Raw genomic sequence first — 15,581 nt, 5'->3', positions numbered from 1 at the left:
ACAAGAATAAGGATCGCTGATGGAAAGCTTGCAGAAGTGGGTGGTCGACCTGAACGGCGTGGTCTGGGGGCCGTTGATGCTGGTGCTGATTCTCGGCACCGGCCTGTACCTGATGCTGGGGTTGAAGTTCATGCCCCTGGTGCGCCTGGGAGTCGGCTTTCGCCTGCTCTGGCAGGGGCGTAGCAAGGATGACGAGAGCAGCGGCGAGATCAGCCCGTTCCAGGCGCTGATGACCTGCCTGGCGGCCACCGTCGGTACCGGCAACATCGCCGGGGTGGCCACGGCGATCTTCCTCGGCGGCCCGGGCGCGCTGTTCTGGATGTGGTGCACCGCGCTGGTGGGAATGGCCACCAAGTTCTCCGAAGTGGTGCTGGCGGTGCACTACCGCGAGAAGGATGAGCGCAACGAACACGTCGGCGGTCCGATGTATGCCATCAAGAACGGTCTGGGCAAGCGCTGGGCCTGGCTCGGCGCGGCCTTCGCGCTGTTCGGCGGGCTCGCCGGCTTCGGTATCGGCAACATGGTCCAGGTCAACAGCATGGCCGATGCCCTGGAGGTTTCCTTCGGCGTGCCCGACTGGGTCACCGGGGTCGCCACCATGCTCGTCACCGGGCTGGTGATCCTTGGCGGCATCCGCCGTATCGGCAAGGTCGCCGAAGCCCTGGTGCCGTTCATGTGCGTCGGCTACATCGTCGCCTCGGTGATCGTCCTGGTGGTCCATGCCGAGGCGATTCCCGGCGCGTTCCAACTGATCTTCACCCACGCCTTCACGCCGATCGCCGCCACCGGCGGCTTCGCCGGCGCAGCGGTGATGGCGGCAATCCGTTTCGGCGTCGCACGCGGGATCTTCTCCAACGAGGCTGGCCTCGGCACCGCCGGCATCGCCCAGGCCGCCGGCACGACCCATAGCGCGGTGCGTTCGGGCCTGATCGGTATGCTCGGCACCTTCATCGATACCCTGATCATCTGCAGCCTGACCGGCCTGGCGATCATCACCTCGGGCGTCTGGACCAGCGGCGCCAGCGGCGCGGCGCTGTCCTCGGCGGCGTTCGAGGCGGCGATGCCGGGCGTCGGCCACTACATCCTGTCGTTGGCCCTGGTGGTGTTCGCCTATACCACCATCCTCGGCTGGAGCTATTACGGCGAGCGCTGCTGGGAGTACCTGGTGGGCACCCGGGCGATCCTGCCGTTCCGGATCGTCTGGACCCTGGCGATTCCGTTCGGCGCCATGACCCAGCTGGACTTCGCCTGGCTGGTGGCGGATACCCTCAACGCGCTGATGGCGATTCCCAACCTGATCGCCTTGCTGCTACTGAGTCCGGTGGTGTTCCGCCTGACCCGGGAGTATTTCGCCAAGGCCAGGAGTTGAGCCTCGGGGGACGGCGACGCTCAAACCCGAGGTTTTCGCTCGGGTAAAGCGTGCTAGCATCGTCGCCGGCCCCGAATGCTTCCGCTGCCGGCCACAGGGCCGGCGGCTTCTCACTGACTAGAAGGATCAACGCAATGGCTCAAGTGACTCTCAAGGGCAACCCGGTCAACGTCGATGGCCAGCTCCCGCAGAAAGGCGCCCAGGCTCCGGCCTTCAGCCTGGTCGGCGGCGACCTCGCCGACGTGACCCTGGAAAACTTCGCCGGCAAGCGCAAGGTGCTGAACATCTTCCCCAGCGTCGACACCCCGACCTGCGCCACCTCGGTGCGCAAGTTCAACGTCGAGGCCGGCAAGCTGGCCAACACCGTGGTGCTGTGCATCTCCGCCGACCTGCCGTTCGCGCAGAAGCGCTTCTGCGGCGCCGAAGGCCTGGAGAGCGTAGTCAACCTGTCGACCCTGCGCGGTCGCGAGTTCCTCGAGAACTATGGCGTGGCCATCGCCAGCGGCCCGCTGGCCGGCCTGGCCGCGCGCGCCGTGGTGGTGCTCGACGAGCAGAACAAGGTGCTGCACAGCGAACTGGTCGGCGAAATCGCCGACGAGCCGAACTACGCGGCGGCCCTGGCGGCTCTCTGAGCCCCACGGCCAACCCGCTTCGTCCCATGACCGTCGGCCAGGCTGGCTGGTAACGGGCGAACCCGATTCCCTTGGCTGCTCGCCTCGGGCCATGAGCAGGGCGGATAATCGCAGCGCGGTCATCCGCCCTGCGTCGCAGAGACGCAGCGCTAGCGCATGGCGACCTGATGGCGCCGGCTGACGCTGGCGAAGGCGCTCCGGAACGCCTGCATCTCTTCCTCGCTGCCTACCGTCACACGGACCCAGTTGGGCCAGGAGGCCCACGGGCGGCCGACGTGCACCCGCTGTTTCTCCAGTTCGGCGATGACCAGCTCGGCGGGACGGCGCATATCCACCATGAAACAGTTGGACTGCGAGGCGGTGCAGCGGAAGCCCTGCTGGCGCAGCCAGGCGATGGTGCGCTCGCGGACCTCTGCGTTCTGCTGCTTGCGCCGTGGCACCAGATCGTCGTCACGCAGGCTTTCCAGCCCGGCGTGGGCGGTCGGCGAGGGCACCACGTTGTGGCCGCCGAAGCGCTCCAGTCGCGCCAGCAGCTGCGGATGCCCGATGGCCAGGCCGAGCCGGGCGCCGGCCATCCCGTAGAGTTTCGAGAAGGTACGCAGGACCAGCACATCCTGGCGCTGGACGGCCAGGCCAACGACGCTGGGTGCGTCGGAAAAATGGATATACGCCTCGTCGACCAGCACCACGCTGCGCTCGGGCTTGCGTTCGATCGCCCTGACGATCCGCTCGTACGGGGTGAGGGTGCCGGTCGGGTTGTTCGGGTTGCAGATATAGATCAGCCCGGCGTCGCGTTGCGCGGCGGCGAGCATGCGCTCGATGTCGTGGGCCGCCTCGGCGTCCAGCGGCACGGCAGCGACCTTCGCCCCCTGGGCCTGGGCGGCGCCGAGCACGGAGTCGTAGGAGGGATCGGCCATGACCAGGCTGCGCTCCTTGCCGGTGAACGCCGCGACGGCGTATTGCAGCGGCTGGCGCGAGCCGCAGTAGGCATGCACGGATTCGGCGGGGATGCCGTTCTGTTTGGCGAACAGGCCGACCAGGGCGTCCTGCGCGTCGTAGTCGTAGCGGCCGCAGAGCGCGGCCGCCTGCTGCATGGCGGCCCTGGCCTTGGCGGAGGGGCCGTAGGGGCTTTCGTTGAAATCCAGGAAGGTCTCTTGCGGCTTCCCGGCGGCGCTTGTCGCGCCGCTCCCGGCGAAGGCTCGCGGGCTCAGCAGGATGCTGCTGGAGGCCAGGGCGGTCAGGGTCACGAACGAACGACGACTCAAAGCGGGCATAGCTTCACCTCCGTGTACCGAATGGGATATGCGTGCGGTGGGTTCCTCTCGGGCGTGTGTCACCAGAGTGGAGAACGAGGAGGGAGCCGGTCCGTTTATGGTGGCGTGATAATGGCGCCAGAATATCGGCGGGTGTTCTTCGGATTGCGCACGCGGCGCTCCCGGGCGGCGAACCGCCGGGGAGCGCCGCGCGGGCTCAGAGCGTGAGGGTGAAGCGCCCGGTCAACGCGCCCGGCAGGTGCATCGAGTCGGTCTGGCGTTCGCCGTAGGTATTGCTGGACAGGCGCAGTTCGCGCTCGTGGCTGAGGTCTTCCAGGTGGGCACCGAGGAAGCTGTACAGGCTGTCGTCGAAGCGCATGGTGCTGACCGGCGCCCGGATCTGGCCGTTCTCCACCCAGAAGGTGGCGAAGCGGGTCATTCCGGTCAGGCGCGCGGCGGGCATGTCCGAGTAGTTCAGGTACCACAGGTTGCCGATGTACAGGCCGGTATCCAGGGCCTCGAGGATGCGCGCCTGTTCCAGGCTGCCGCCGGCCATGTCCAGCGCCGTGGGCGCCTCGTTGGCCCCGGCGCCATTGGCTACCAGGCCGTATTCGCGGGCGCTGCGCGAACTCACCAGGCGTCCGCTCAGGCGGCCGTTGCCGACCAGTTCGACCTCGGCGCGCGGCGAGCCTTCCGCGCTGAATGCCGGGGAGGGCGAGGTGGCAGGGCGCTCGGCTAGGTTCAGCAGCGGGCTGAGCAGGGCGTCGCCGTTCTGCAGGCGTTGCAGGGGGCTTTCGCCGGTAGCCAGGGCGCGCGCGGAGAAACCGCCCCAGCAGAGCATCTGCATGACTTCTTCGAGCGCCGCCGGCGCCAGGTAGGCGCGGTAGTCGCCGGGGCGCAACTGGCGCAGCGGCTTGCCCAGGTGGCCGAGCTGCTCCCGGGCCTGTTCGAAGCGCCGGGCGAAGGCTTCGTCGTCCCAGCGCTGGCCGGCGTAGTCGGCCTTCACCGCCTGGCCGTTGCCGTGGAACAGGCTCCAGTCGAAGTTGAAGCTGCTGCCGGCATGCCAGCCGAAGGCGCCCCAGGAGTTGGCGAAGCCACGGAACAGCGGTCCGGCGGCATAGATGCCGACCAGGTCGAGGTCGCGCGCCTGGCGTTCGAGGCTGGCCAGCAGCGCGCCGCTGTCGGGCGCTGCGCTGAGGTCCTGGTTCTCTCGCTGCCAGGCCGTGGTGTCGAGCAGCAGATAGGGATCGGCGGGAATCCAGGCCAGGCTCTGGCGCAGTTGCCGAAGGCCTTCGGCCAGACGCTGGCGGTCTTCTTCCGGCGCGCCGGAGAGCGTCAGGTCGAGGCTCGCCTGGCGTTCGTCGCGGATCAGCCGGAGCAGCGCGCTGGCCTGGCGCACCCGGCCGGCCTGGCGCACCCGCGCCCGGTTGAAGCGGATGAACTCGGAGTCCTCGGCGCTGTACCAGAGGGTGAAGTCCTCGCCCTCGGCCAGATGCCGGCGCAGGTCCTCGGCGAGGGCTTCGAAATGCTGTCTCTGGTGCATCAGGCGTCTCCCCCGAATACGTCCACATCGCTGAATACGCAGGCCGGCGAGGCATGGCCGACACGGATCACCTGGTTCGGCTCGCCCTTGCCGCAGTAGGGCGTGCCGAGCACCTCGAAGGTGCCGGCGTTGCCCACCGCGCTGAGGTTGCGCCAGAACTGCGCGGAGATGCCTCGGTAGTTGGGGTTCTTCACCACGCCCTTGAGTTCGCCGTCCTCGATCAACTGGCCCCATTCGCAGCCGAACTGGAACTTATTGCGTGCGTCGTCGATCGACCAGGAGCGGTTGTAGGACATCAGCACCCCGCGCTCGATACCGGCCACCAGCTGCGCGAAGCTCTTGTCGCCGGGCTCCAGGTTGAGATTGGCCATGCGGTCGATGGGCGCGCGGTTCCAACTGCTGGCGCGGCTGTTGGCGACGCCCTCCAGGCCGCTGCGGTGTTGCGACAGGGCGCCGCCGAGCGGGCGCAGCAGGCGGCCTTCGCGGATCAGGTATTCCTTGCGCGCGAGGCTGCCGTCGTCGTCCTGGCGGTAGCTGGCCAGCTCCTCGGGGATTTCCGGGTCGAAGCTGACGTTGAGCAGGCTGGAGCCGTACTGGTAGCGACCGAAGTCCTCGGTCTTGATGAAGCTGGTACCGGCGTAGTTGCGCTCGTCGCCGAGGATGCGATCCAGCTCCAGCGGGTGGCCGATCGACTCGTGGATCTGCAGGATCATCTGGTCCGGCATCAGCAGCAGGTCGCAGCGGCCGCTCGGGGTGTTCGGCGCCGCCAGCAGTTGCAGGGCCTGGTCGGTGATGCGCGGCGCGGCGCCGACCAGGCCGAGGCGCTCGATCACTTCGGCGCCGCCCTGCTGGCCGGCATGGTGGCCGCCGAAACTGCGGGTCTGGCTGTCATGGCCGTCGTAGGCGGTGACGCTGGCGCCGGGATAGACGAAGCGCTGCTCGTGGTATTGCTCGGCGCCGGCGCTGTTCAGGTAGAGCTGTTCCTGGCGGCTGACTTCGAGGAATACGCTCCAGTTCACCAGGCGCTCGTCGCGCGGCACCTTGGCGGACTCCTCGGCGAGCAGTTCGTAGCACTCGGCGAGGGAGGGGAAAGGGGCGTCCTGGTTCGGCGAGCGATACTGCGAGCGGCCGCTTGCCGGCGGCAATCCGCGGACGTCGAACAGGGCGTGCCGGGCGATCCGCTCGGCTTGCCGCTCGGCCTGCTCCAGGGCGGCCTGCAGGCCGGCCGCGGAGAGATCGTTGGTGGCGGCGTAGGCTTCCACGCCGTTCAGCCGTACGCAGAGCATGGCGCCGCGGTCCTGGCTGAAGTGCGGCGGTTCGCTGACGTTGCGGCGCACCGAGAGGTACTCGCCGCTACGCTGGACGTAGCGCAAGGAGTGGAATTCGGCGCGGCTGCGGAGCGCCGCGAAGCGGTGTTTCAACGGGTCGATCATCTGTGCGTCCCTGGCCGATTGCGGAGTGGGCGAGTGCAGGACGCTCTATTTCAAGCCTTCGCCCGTAACGGAGCAAGCCGTTTGTTGTCATAGCCTGGTGCCAGGCTGCGGATGGCTCGCCGAAGCATGCGGGCGGAATGCCTAACTATCGGTAAAGCAAGGGTAAATAGCGGGTAAAGAGGCTTTGCCTGGGCCCCCGCAATGCTTATCGTGCAGCCTGGAAAAAGCGCCTCCGTTCTAAGCCTGAAGAAGAACCATGACTCCAACGACCGGTAAATCCAAGTTCCGTACCCTGCGCCCGTGGCTGATCACCGCCCTGGCCTTCGCCGCCGTGATCGGCCTGGTGATGTGGCTGGCGGCGCCCGCCTCGGCACCGTCCTCCGACGGGCGACCCGGTCGCGGCGGCAAGCCGGGCGCCGCGCTGCCCAAGGCCAACGCGCTCACCGTCGGCGTGGCCAGGGTGGAGCAGGGCGACCTGGCGCTGCATTTCAACGCGCTTGGCACCGTCACCGCCTTCAACACGGTGAACGTCAAGCCGCGGGTCAACGGCGAGCTGGTCAAGGTGCTGTTCCAGGAGGGGCAGGAGGTCAAGGCCGGCGACCTGCTGGCGGTGGTCGACCCGCGTACCTACAAGGCGGCGCTGGCCCAGGCCGAGGGCACGCTGATGCAGAACCAGGCGCAACTGAAGAACGCCGAGATCGACCTGCAGCGCTACAAGGGGCTGTACGCCGAGGACTCGATCGCCAAGCAGACCCTGGATACCCAGGAAGCCCAGGTCCGCCAGTTGCAGGGCACCATCCGTACCAACCAGGGCCAGGTCGACGACGCCCGCCTCAACCTGACCTTCACCGAGGTCCGCGCACCGATTTCCGGGCGCCTCGGCCTGCGCCAGGTGGACATCGGCAACCTGGTCACCAGCGGCGATACCACGCCGCTGGTGGTGATCACCCAGGTCAAGCCGATCTCGGTGGTGTTCAGCCTGCCGCAGCAGCAGATCGGCACCGTCGTCGAGCAGATGAACGGCCCCGGCAAGCTGGCGGTCACCGCGCTGGACCGCAACCAGGACAAGGTTCTCGCCGAAGGCACCCTGACCACCCTGGACAACCAGATCGACACCACCACCGGCACGGTCAAGCTCAAGGCACGCTTCGAGAACGCCGACGGCAAGCTGTTCCCCAACCAGTTCGTCAACGTGCGCCTGCTGGCGCAGACCCTCAAGGGCGTGCTGACCATTCCGGCCAACGCCGTGCAGCGCGGCACCAACGGTATCTATGTGTACGTGGTCGGCGCCGACAACAAGGTCAGCCAGCGCAGCGTCGCCATCGGCACCAGCGAGAACGAGCGGGTGGTGGTGGAAAGCGGCCTGAAGGCCGGCGAGCAGGTGGTGGTGGAAGGCACCGACCGCCTGCGCGACGGTATGGAAGTGCGTGTCGCCGAGGCCTCCCCGCAGGTCCTCGAGGGCGAGCCGCAGAAACCGCAGACTGGCCGCCCCAGCGGCCTCCAGGGCGACTCGGTGGGTAGCGGGAGCGCTGAATGAACCCGTCCCGCCCGTTCATCCTGCGGCCGGTCGCGACCACCCTGCTGATGGTGGCGATCCTGCTCTCGGGCCTGATCGCCTACCGCTTCCTGCCGATCTCGGCGTTGCCGGAAGTGGACTACCCGACCATCCAGGTGGTCACCCTGTACCCCGGTGCCAGCCCGGAGATCATGACCTCGTCGATCACCGCGCCGCTGGAGAACCAGCTCGGGCAGATTCCGGGGCTCAACGAGATGTCTTCCAGCAGTTCCGGCGGCGCCTCGGTGATCACCCTGCAATTCAGCCTGCAGAGCAACCTCGATGTCGCCGAGCAGGAAGTCCAGGCGGCGATCAACGCCGCGCAGAGCCTGCTGCCCAACGACCTGCCGAACCAGCCGGTGTTCAGCAAGGTGAACCCGGCGGACGCACCGATCCTGACCCTGGCGGTGATGTCCGATGGCATGCCGCTGCCGCAGATCCAGGACCTGGTGGATACCCGCCTGGCACAGAAGATCTCGCAGATCTCCGGGGTCGGCCTGGTCAGCATCAGCGGCGGCCAGCGTCCGGCGGTGCGGGTGCGCGCCAACCCGACGGCGCTGGCGGCGGCCGGGCTGAGCCTGGAGGACCTGCGCAGCACGGTGACCAGCAACAACCTCAACGGCCCCAAGGGCAGCTTCGACGGCCCGACCCGTGCCTCGACCCTGGACGCCAACGACCAGTTGCGCTCGGCCGACGCCTACCGCGACCTGATCATCGCCTACAAGAACGGCTCGCCGCTGCGCATCCGCGACGTCGCCAGCGTCGAGGACGACGCCGAGAACGTGCGCCTGGCCGCCTGGGCCAACAACCTGCCGGCGGTGGTGCTGAACATCCAGCGCCAGCCGGGGGCCAACGTGATCGAGGTGGTCGACCGGATCAAGGCGCTGCTGCCGCAGCTGCAATCGACCCTGCCGGGGAATCTCGACGTGCAGGTGCTGACCGACCGCACCACCACCATCCGCGCCTCGGTCAAGGACGTGCAGTTCGAGCTGGCGCTGGCGGTGGCGCTGGTGGTGATGGTCACCTTCCTGTTCCTGCGCAACGTCTACGCCACCCTGATTCCCAGCTTCGCCGTGCCGCTGTCGCTGATCGGCACCTTCGGCGTGATGTACCTGTCCGGCTTCTCGATCAACAACCTGACCCTGATGGCGCTGACCATCGCCACCGGCTTCGTGGTCGACGACGCGATCGTCATGGTGGAGAACATCGCCCGCTACCTGGAGCAGGGCGACTCGCCGCTGGAAGCGGCGCTCAAGGGCTCGAAGCAGATCGGCTTCACCATCATCTCGCTGACCTTCTCGCTGATCGCCGTGCTGATCCCGCTGCTGTTCATGGGCGACGTCGCCGGGCGGCTGTTCCGCGAGTTCGCCATCACCCTGGCGGTGGCGATCCTGATTTCCGGCTTCGTCTCCCTGACCCTTACGCCGATGCTCAGCGCCAAGCTGCTGCGCCACATCGACGAGGACCAGCAGGGCCGCTTCGCGCGCGCCGCGGGGCGGGTCATCGATGGCCTGATCGCACAATACGCCAAGGCCCTGCGGGTGGTCCTGCGGCACCAGCCGCTGACCCTGCTGGTGGCCATCGCCACCCTGGCGCTGACCGCGCTGCTCTACCTGGCCATGCCCAAGGGCTTCTTCCCGGTGCAGGACACCGGGGTGATCCAGGGCGTCGCCGAAGCGCCGCAGTCGATCTCCTTCCAGGCCATGTCCGAGCGCCAGCGCGCCCTCGCCGAGGTGGTGCTGAAGGACCCGGCGGTGGCCAGCCTGTCCTCCTACATCGGCGTCGACGGCAGCAACCCGACCCTCAACACCGGCCGCCTGCTGATCAACCTCAAGCCGCACAGCGAGCGCGACGTCACCGCCAGCGAAGTGATCCAGCGCCTGCAGCCCGAACTCGACCACCTGCCCGGGATCAAGCTGTACATGCAGCCGGTGCAGGACCTGACCATCGAGGACCGGGTCGCCCGCACCCAGTACCAGTTCACCTTGCAGGACGCCGACCCGGACGTGCTCGCCGAGTGGGTGCCGAAGCTGGTGGCGCGGCTGCAGGAGTTGCCGCAGCTCGCCGACGTCGCCAGCGACTGGCAGGACAAGGGCTTGCAGGCCTACCTGAACATCGACCGCGACACCGCCTCGCGCCTCGGCGTGAAGCTCTCCGACATCGACAGCGTGCTCTACAACGCCTTCGGCCAGCGGCTGATCTCGACCATCTTCACCCAGGCCACCCAGTACCGCGTGGTGCTGGAGGTGGCGCCGCAGTTCCAGCTCGGCCCGCAGGCCCTGGAGCAGCTCTACGTGCCGTCCAGCGACGGCACCCAGGTGCGCCTGTCGAGCCTGGCGAAGGTGGAGGAGCGGCATACCCTGCTGGCGATCAACCATATCGCCCAGTTCCCCTCGGCGACCCTGTCGTTCAACCTGGCCAAGGGTTACTCCCTGGGCGAGGCGGTCGAGGCGATCCGTGGCGTCGAGGCCAGCCTGGAGCTGCCGCTGAGCATGCAGGGCAGCTTCCGCGGCGCGGCGCTGGCCTTCGAGGCCTCGCTGTCGAACACGCTGCTGCTGATCCTCGCCTCGGTGGTGACCATGTACATCGTCCTGGGCATCCTCTACGAGAGCTTCATCCATCCGGTGACCATCCTCTCGACCCTGCCCTCGGCCGGGGTCGGCGCGCTGCTGGCGCTGATGCTGGCGGGGCAGGAGATCGGCATCGTGGCGATCATCGGCATCATCCTGCTGATCGGCATCGTCAAGAAGAACGCGATCATGATGATCGACTTCGCCCTCGACGCCGAGCGCAACGAAGGCAAGCCGCCCCATGAGGCGATCTACCAGGCCTGCCTGCTGCGCTTCCGGCCGATCCTGATGACCACCATGGCCGCGCTGCTCGGCGCGCTGCCGCTGATGCTCGCCGGCGGCGCCGGCGCCGAGCTGCGCCAGCCGCTGGGCATCACCATGGTCGGTGGCCTGCTGCTGAGCCAGGTCCTGACCCTGTTCACCACCCCGGTGATCTATCTCTACTTCGACCGCCTGGCCCGTCGCTGGGCGGCCTGGCGCAAGCAGCGCGGGCTGGACCTGAACACCGAGGCCGGGTTCGACGGGGATGCCGGGCGATGAGCCTGTCCACGCCCTTCATCCGCCGCCCGGTCGCCACCACGCTGCTGACCCTGGCGTTGCTGCTGGCCGGCACCCTGTCGTTCGGCCTGCTGCCGGTGGCGCCGCTGCCCAACGTCGATTTTCCGGCCATCGTGGTCAGCGCCAGCCTGCCGGGCGCCAGCCCGGAAACCATGGCCTCGTCGGTGGCCACGCCGCTGGAGCGCTCGCTGGGACGGATCGCCGGGATCAGCGAGATGACCTCCAGCAGTTCGCTGGGCTCGACCACCGTGGTGCTCGTGTTTGACCTGGAGAAGGACATCGACGGCGCCGCCCGCGAGGTGCAGGCGGCGATCAACGGCGCGATGAGCCTGCTGCCCAGCGGCATGCCGAACAATCCCAGCTACCGCAAGGCCAACCCCTCGGACATGCCGATCATGGTCCTCACCCTGACCTCGGAGACCCAGAGTCGCGGCGAGATGTACGACCTCGCCTCGACCGTGCTGGCGCCGAAGCTGTCGCAGGTGCAGGGGGTAGGGCAGGTGAGCATCGGCGGCAGCTCGCTGCCGGCGGTGCGGGTCGACCTCAACCCGGATGCCATGAGCCAGTACGGGCTGTCCCTGGACAGCGTGCGCACGGCCATCGCCGCGGCCAACAGCAACGGCCCCAAGGGCGCCGTCGAGAAGGACGACAAGCACTGGCAGGTGGACGCCAACGACCAGTTGCGCAAGGCCCGCGAGTACGAGCCGCTGGTCATCCACTACAACGCCGACAACGGCGCCGCGGTGCGCCTCGGCGACGTGGCCAAGGTCAGCGACTCGGTGGAGGACGTGCGCAACGCCGGCTTTTCCGACGACCTGCCGGCGGTGCTGCTGATCGTCACCCGCCAGCCCGGCGCCAACATCATCGAGGCCACCGACGCCATCCACGCGCAACTGCCGGTGTTGCAGGAACTGCTCGGGCCGCAGGTCAAGCTGAACGTGATGGATGATCGCAGCCCGTCGATCCGTGCGTCGCTGGAAGAGGCCGAGCTGACCCTGCTGATCTCGGTGGCGCTGGTGATCCTGGTGGTCTTCCTGTTCCTGCGCAACGGCCGCGCCACGCTGATCCCCAGCCTGGCGGTGCCGGTCTCGCTGATCGGCACCTTCGCGGTCATGTACCTGTGCGACTTCAGCCTGAACAACCTGTCGCTGATGGCGCTGATCATCGCCACCGGCTTCGTGGTGGACGACGCCATCGTGGTGGTGGAGAACATCGCCCGACGCATCGAGGAGGGCGATCCGCCGATCCAGGCGGCGATCACCGGCGCCCGCCAGGTCGGTTTCACCGTGTTGTCGATGACGCTCTCGCTGGTCGCGGTGTTCATCCCGCTGCTGCTCATGGGCGGCCTCACCGGGCGGTTGTTCCGCGAGTTCGCGGTGACTCTCTCGGCGGCGATCCTGGTGTCCCTGGTGGTATCCCTGACCCTCACGCCGATGCTCTGCGCGCGTCTGCTGCGTCCGCTGAAACGGCCCGAGGGCGCCTCCCTGGCGCGGCGCAGCGATCGCTTCTTCGCCGCCTTCATGCTGCGCTACCGCGCCAGCCTGGGCTGGGCGCTGGAGCACTCGCGGCTGATGGTGGTGATCATGCTGGCCTGCATCGCCATGAACCTCTGGTTGTTCGTGGTGGTGCCCAAGGGCTTCCTCCCGCAGCAGGACTCCGGGCGCCTGCGCGGCTACGCGGTGGCCGACCAGAGCATCTCGTTCCAGTCCCTGAGCGCGAAGATGGGCGAGTACCGCAAGATCCTCTCTTCCGATCCGGCGGTGGAAAACGTGGTCGGCTTCATCGGCGGCGGCCGCTGGCAGTCGAGCAACACCGGTTCGTTCTTCGTCACCCTCAAGCCGATCGGCGAACGCGACCCGGTGGAGAAGGTCCTCACCCGGCTGCGCGATCGGATCGCCAAGGTGCCCGGCGCGGCGCTCTATCTCAATGCCGGCCAGGACGTGCGCCTGGGCGGCCGCGACAGCAACGCGCAGTACGAATTCACCCTGCGCAGCGACGACCTGACCCTGCTCCGCGAATGGGCGCCGAAGGTCGAGGCGGCGATGCGCAAGCTGCCGCAGCTGGTGGACGTCAACAGCGACTCCCAGGACAAGGGCGTGCAGACCCGCCTGGTGATCGACCGCGACCGTGCGGCGACCCTGGGGATCAACGTGGAAATGGTCGACGCGGTGCTCAACGATTCCTTCGGCCAGCGCCAGGTGTCGACCATCTTCAACCCGCTGAACCAGTACCGGGTGGTGATGGAGGTCGACCAGCAGTACCAGCAGAGCCCGGAGATCCTCCGCCAGGTCCAGGTGATCGGTAACGACGGCCAGCGCGTGCCGCTGTCCGCGTTCAGCCACTACGAACCGAGCCGGGCACCGCTGGAGGTCAACCACCAGGGCCAGTTCGCCGCCACCACGCTGTCCTTCAACCTGGCGCCGGGCGCGCAGATCGGCCCGACCCGCGAGGCCATCATGCAGGCCCTGGAGCCGCTGCACATCCCGGTGGACGTGCAGACCAGCTTCGAGGGCAACGCCGGCGCGGTGCAGGACACGCAGAACCAGATGCCCTGGCTGATCCTCCTGGCGCTGCTGGCGGTGTACATCGTCCTCGGCATCCTCTACGAGAGCTACGTGCACCCGCTGACCATCCTCTCGACCCTGCCTTCGGCCGGGGTCGGCGCGCTGCTCGCGCTGATCCTCTGCCGCAGCGAGCTGAGCCTGATCGCGCTGATCGGCATCATCCTGCTGATCGGCATCGTCAAGAAGAACGCGATCATGATGATCGACTTCGCCCTGGAGGCCGAGCGCAACCACGGCCTGAGCCCGCGCGAGGCGATCCTCGAGGCCTGCATGATGCGCTTCCGGCCGATCATGATGACCACCCTGGCCGCCTTGCTCGGCGCCTTGCCGCTGATCTTCGGCATCGGCGGCGACGCCGCGCTGCGCCGGCCGCTGGGCATCACCATCGTCGGCGGGCTGATCGGCAGCCAGTTGCTGACCCTGTACACCACCCCGGTGGTCTACCTCTATCTCGACCGCCTGCGCCACTGGGTCAACCAGAAACGCGGCGTACGCACGGACGGTGCGCTGGAGACACCCCTATGAAACACACCCCCTCGTTGCTCGCCCTGGCCCTGGTCGCCGCCCTCGGCGGCTGCGCCATCGGCCCCGACTACCAGCGACCGGACCTGGCGGTGCCCGCCGAATTCAAGGAAGCCGAAGGCTGGCGCCGCGCCGAGCCGCGCGACGTGTTCCAGCGCGGCGCCTGGTGGGAGCTGTACGGCGACCAGACCCTGAACGACCTGCAGATGCACCTGGAACGTTCCAACCAGACCCTGGCCCAGTCGGTGGCGCAGTTCCGCCAGGCCGAGGCGCTGGTGCGCGGCGCGCGAGCCGCGTTCTTCCCGTCGATCACCGGCAACGTGGGCAAGACCCGCAGCGGCCAGGGCGGCGGCGACAGCACCGTGCGCCTTCCCGACGGCTCCACTGTGAGCAGCGGCGGTGGCTCCGGTGCGATCAGCAACAGTTACTCGACCAGCCTCGGCGTCAGCTGGGAGGTCGACCTCTGGGGCAAGCTGCGCCGGCAACTGGAGGCCAACCAGGCGAGCCTGCATGCCAGCGCCGCCGACCTCGCCGCGGTGCGCCTCAGCCAGCAGTCGCAACTGGCGCAGAACTACCTGCAACTGCGGGTGATGGACGAACAGATCCGCCTGCTCAACGACACGGTGACGGCCTACGAGCGTTCGCTGAAGGTGGCCGAGAACAAATACCGCGCCGGCATCGTCACCAGGGCCGACGTGGCCCAGGCCCGCACCCAGCTGAAAAGCACCCAGGCCCAGGCCATCGACCTGAAGTACCAGCGTGCCCAGCTGGAGCACGCCATCGCCGTGCTGGTCGGCCTGCCGCCGGCGCAATTCAACCTGCCGCCGGTGGCGAGCGTGCCGAAGCTGCCGGACCTGCCGGCAGTGGTGCCGTCGCAATTGCTCGAACGACGGCCGGACATCGCCTCGGCGGAACGCAAGGTGATTTCCGCCAATGCCCAGATCGGCGTGGCCAAGGCCGCCTATTTCCCCGACCTCACCCTGAGCGCCGCCGGCGGCTACCGCAGCGGCAGCCTGAGCAACTGGATCAGCACGCCGAACCGCTTCTGGTCGATCGGCCCGCAGTTTGCCATGACCCTGTTCGACGGCGGCCTGATCGGCTCCCAGGTGGACCAGGCCGAGGCGACCTACGACCAGACCGTGGCGACCTACCGGCAGACCGTGCTCGACGGTTTCCGCGAGGTGGAGGACTACCTGGTGCAATTGAGCGTCCTCGACGAGGAGAGCGGGGTGCAGCGCGAAGCCCTGGAGTCGGCCCGCGAGGCACTGCGCCTGGCCGAGAACCAGTACAAGGCCGGCACCGTCGACTACACCGACGTGGTCACCAACCAGGCCACCGCGCTGAGCAACGAACGCACCGTGCTGACCCTGCTCGGCAGCCGCCTGACCGCCAGCGTCCAGTTGATCGCGGCAATGGGCGGCGGCTGGGACAGCGCCGACATCGAGCGGACCGACGAGCGGCTCGGCCGGGTCGAGGAGGGCCTGCCGCCTTCGCCCTGAGTTCTTCTCGCTGCCTGTTCCTGACGAATGCCTTTCCCCGCTATTGCGCTTGCATGACACACCGCCGTCCGCGTCTCGGCTAG

General features: G+C 68.0%; 9 protein-coding genes. 6 read left to right on the top strand and 3 right to left on the bottom strand.

Translation table 11 applies throughout. The features are described 5' to 3' along the window. The first annotated feature begins 19 nt into the window (after positions 1 to 19). Positions 20 to 1,369, top strand: a complete 1,350-nt coding sequence (locus M6E97_RS05075; RefSeq protein ID WP_003089954.1) for an alanine/glycine:cation symporter family protein — start codon at positions 20 to 22, stop codon at positions 1,367 to 1,369. A 134-nt stretch (positions 1,370 to 1,503) separates the two neighbouring features. Further along, positions 1,504 to 2,001 (top strand): thiol peroxidase, encoded by a 498-nt coding sequence (gene tpx / locus M6E97_RS05070; protein WP_058187926.1) that lies wholly within the window; start codon positions 1,504 to 1,506, stop codon positions 1,999 to 2,001. Between the two features lie 149 nt (positions 2,002 to 2,150). Here tpx and M6E97_RS05065 read toward each other — a convergent pair whose 3' ends face one another. The 3 genes from M6E97_RS05065 to M6E97_RS05055 form a co-directional block, all read right to left on the bottom strand. Next, on the bottom strand, positions 2,151 to 3,275 hold the full coding sequence (locus tag M6E97_RS05065) for a pyridoxal phosphate-dependent aminotransferase (protein WP_023111719.1): 1,125 nt from the start codon (positions 3,273 to 3,275) through the stop codon (positions 2,151 to 2,153). Positions 3,276 to 3,471: 196 nt separating this feature from the next. Next, positions 3,472 to 4,797: a TldD/PmbA family protein gene (locus M6E97_RS05060; protein ID WP_023111720.1), complete on the bottom strand. Its 1,326-nt coding sequence runs from the start codon at positions 4,795 to 4,797 to the stop codon at positions 3,472 to 3,474. Continuing rightward, on the bottom strand, positions 4,797 to 6,230 hold the full coding sequence (locus tag M6E97_RS05055) for a TldD/PmbA family protein (protein WP_034005387.1): 1,434 nt from the start codon (positions 6,228 to 6,230) through the stop codon (positions 4,797 to 4,799). Before M6E97_RS05055 ends, M6E97_RS05060 begins: the two co-directional genes overlap by 1 nt. A 256-nt stretch (positions 6,231 to 6,486) precedes the next feature. On the opposite strand from M6E97_RS05055, the gene muxA reads away from it, so the two are divergent. The 4 genes from muxA to opmB are packed head-to-tail and all read left to right on the top strand — an operon-like array spanning position 6,487 to position 15,498. Next, positions 6,487 to 7,767 carry a multidrug efflux RND transporter periplasmic adaptor subunit MuxA gene (gene muxA / locus M6E97_RS05050; protein ID WP_003111498.1) on the top strand — a complete coding sequence of 427 codons (1,281 nt, stop codon included), beginning with the start codon at positions 6,487 to 6,489 and terminating at the stop codon, positions 7,765 to 7,767. After that, the gene (gene muxB, locus M6E97_RS05045) at positions 7,764 to 10,895 is read left to right on the top strand and encodes a multidrug efflux RND transporter permease subunit MuxB (RefSeq protein ID WP_003089920.1); all 3,132 of its coding nucleotides are present in this window, start codon (positions 7,764 to 7,766) and stop codon (positions 10,893 to 10,895) included. The genes muxA and muxB overlap by 4 nt, the downstream gene beginning before the upstream one ends. Beyond that, complete coding sequence (gene muxC, locus M6E97_RS05040; protein ID WP_034005385.1) at positions 10,892 to 14,002, top strand: multidrug efflux RND transporter permease subunit MuxC; 3,111 nt, start codon at positions 10,892 to 10,894, stop codon at positions 14,000 to 14,002. Before muxB ends, muxC begins: the two co-directional genes overlap by 4 nt. After that, positions 13,999 to 15,498 carry a multidrug efflux RND transporter outer membrane subunit OpmB gene (gene opmB, locus M6E97_RS05035; RefSeq protein ID WP_003120075.1) on the top strand — a complete coding sequence of 500 codons (1,500 nt, stop codon included), beginning with the start codon at positions 13,999 to 14,001 and terminating at the stop codon, positions 15,496 to 15,498. Before muxC ends, opmB begins: the two co-directional genes overlap by 4 nt. Positions 15,499 to 15,581 lie beyond the last annotated feature (83 nt).

It is taken from the genome of Pseudomonas sp. B111, assembly GCF_026428275.1.
Taxonomy (GTDB): domain Bacteria; phylum Pseudomonadota; class Gammaproteobacteria; order Pseudomonadales; family Pseudomonadaceae; genus Pseudomonas; species Pseudomonas aeruginosa.
This window is presented reverse-complemented; position numbering and strand designations above follow the sequence as displayed.

Excerpts from the sequence above, each read along its gene's own strand:
- M6E97_RS05075 (WP_003089954.1), top strand. The coding sequence starts at position 20 with ATGGAAAGCTTGCAGAAGTGGGTGGTCGACCTGAACGGCGTGGTCTGG.
- tpx (WP_058187926.1), top strand. The coding sequence starts at position 1,504 with ATGGCTCAAGTGACTCTCAAGGGCAACCCGGTCAACGTCGATGGCCAG.
- M6E97_RS05065 (WP_023111719.1), bottom strand. The coding sequence starts at position 3,275 with ATGCCCGCTTTGAGTCGTCGTTCGTTCGTGACCCTGACCGCCCTGGCC.
- M6E97_RS05060 (WP_023111720.1), bottom strand. The coding sequence starts at position 4,797 with ATGCACCAGAGACAGCATTTCGAAGCCCTCGCCGAGGACCTGCGCCGG.
- M6E97_RS05055 (WP_034005387.1), bottom strand. The coding sequence starts at position 6,230 with ATGATCGACCCGTTGAAACACCGCTTCGCGGCGCTCCGCAGCCGCGCC.
- muxA (WP_003111498.1), top strand. The coding sequence starts at position 6,487 with ATGACTCCAACGACCGGTAAATCCAAGTTCCGTACCCTGCGCCCGTGG.
- muxB (WP_003089920.1), top strand. The coding sequence starts at position 7,764 with ATGAACCCGTCCCGCCCGTTCATCCTGCGGCCGGTCGCGACCACCCTG.
- muxC (WP_034005385.1), top strand. The coding sequence starts at position 10,892 with ATGAGCCTGTCCACGCCCTTCATCCGCCGCCCGGTCGCCACCACGCTG.
- opmB (WP_003120075.1), top strand. The coding sequence starts at position 13,999 with ATGAAACACACCCCCTCGTTGCTCGCCCTGGCCCTGGTCGCCGCCCTC.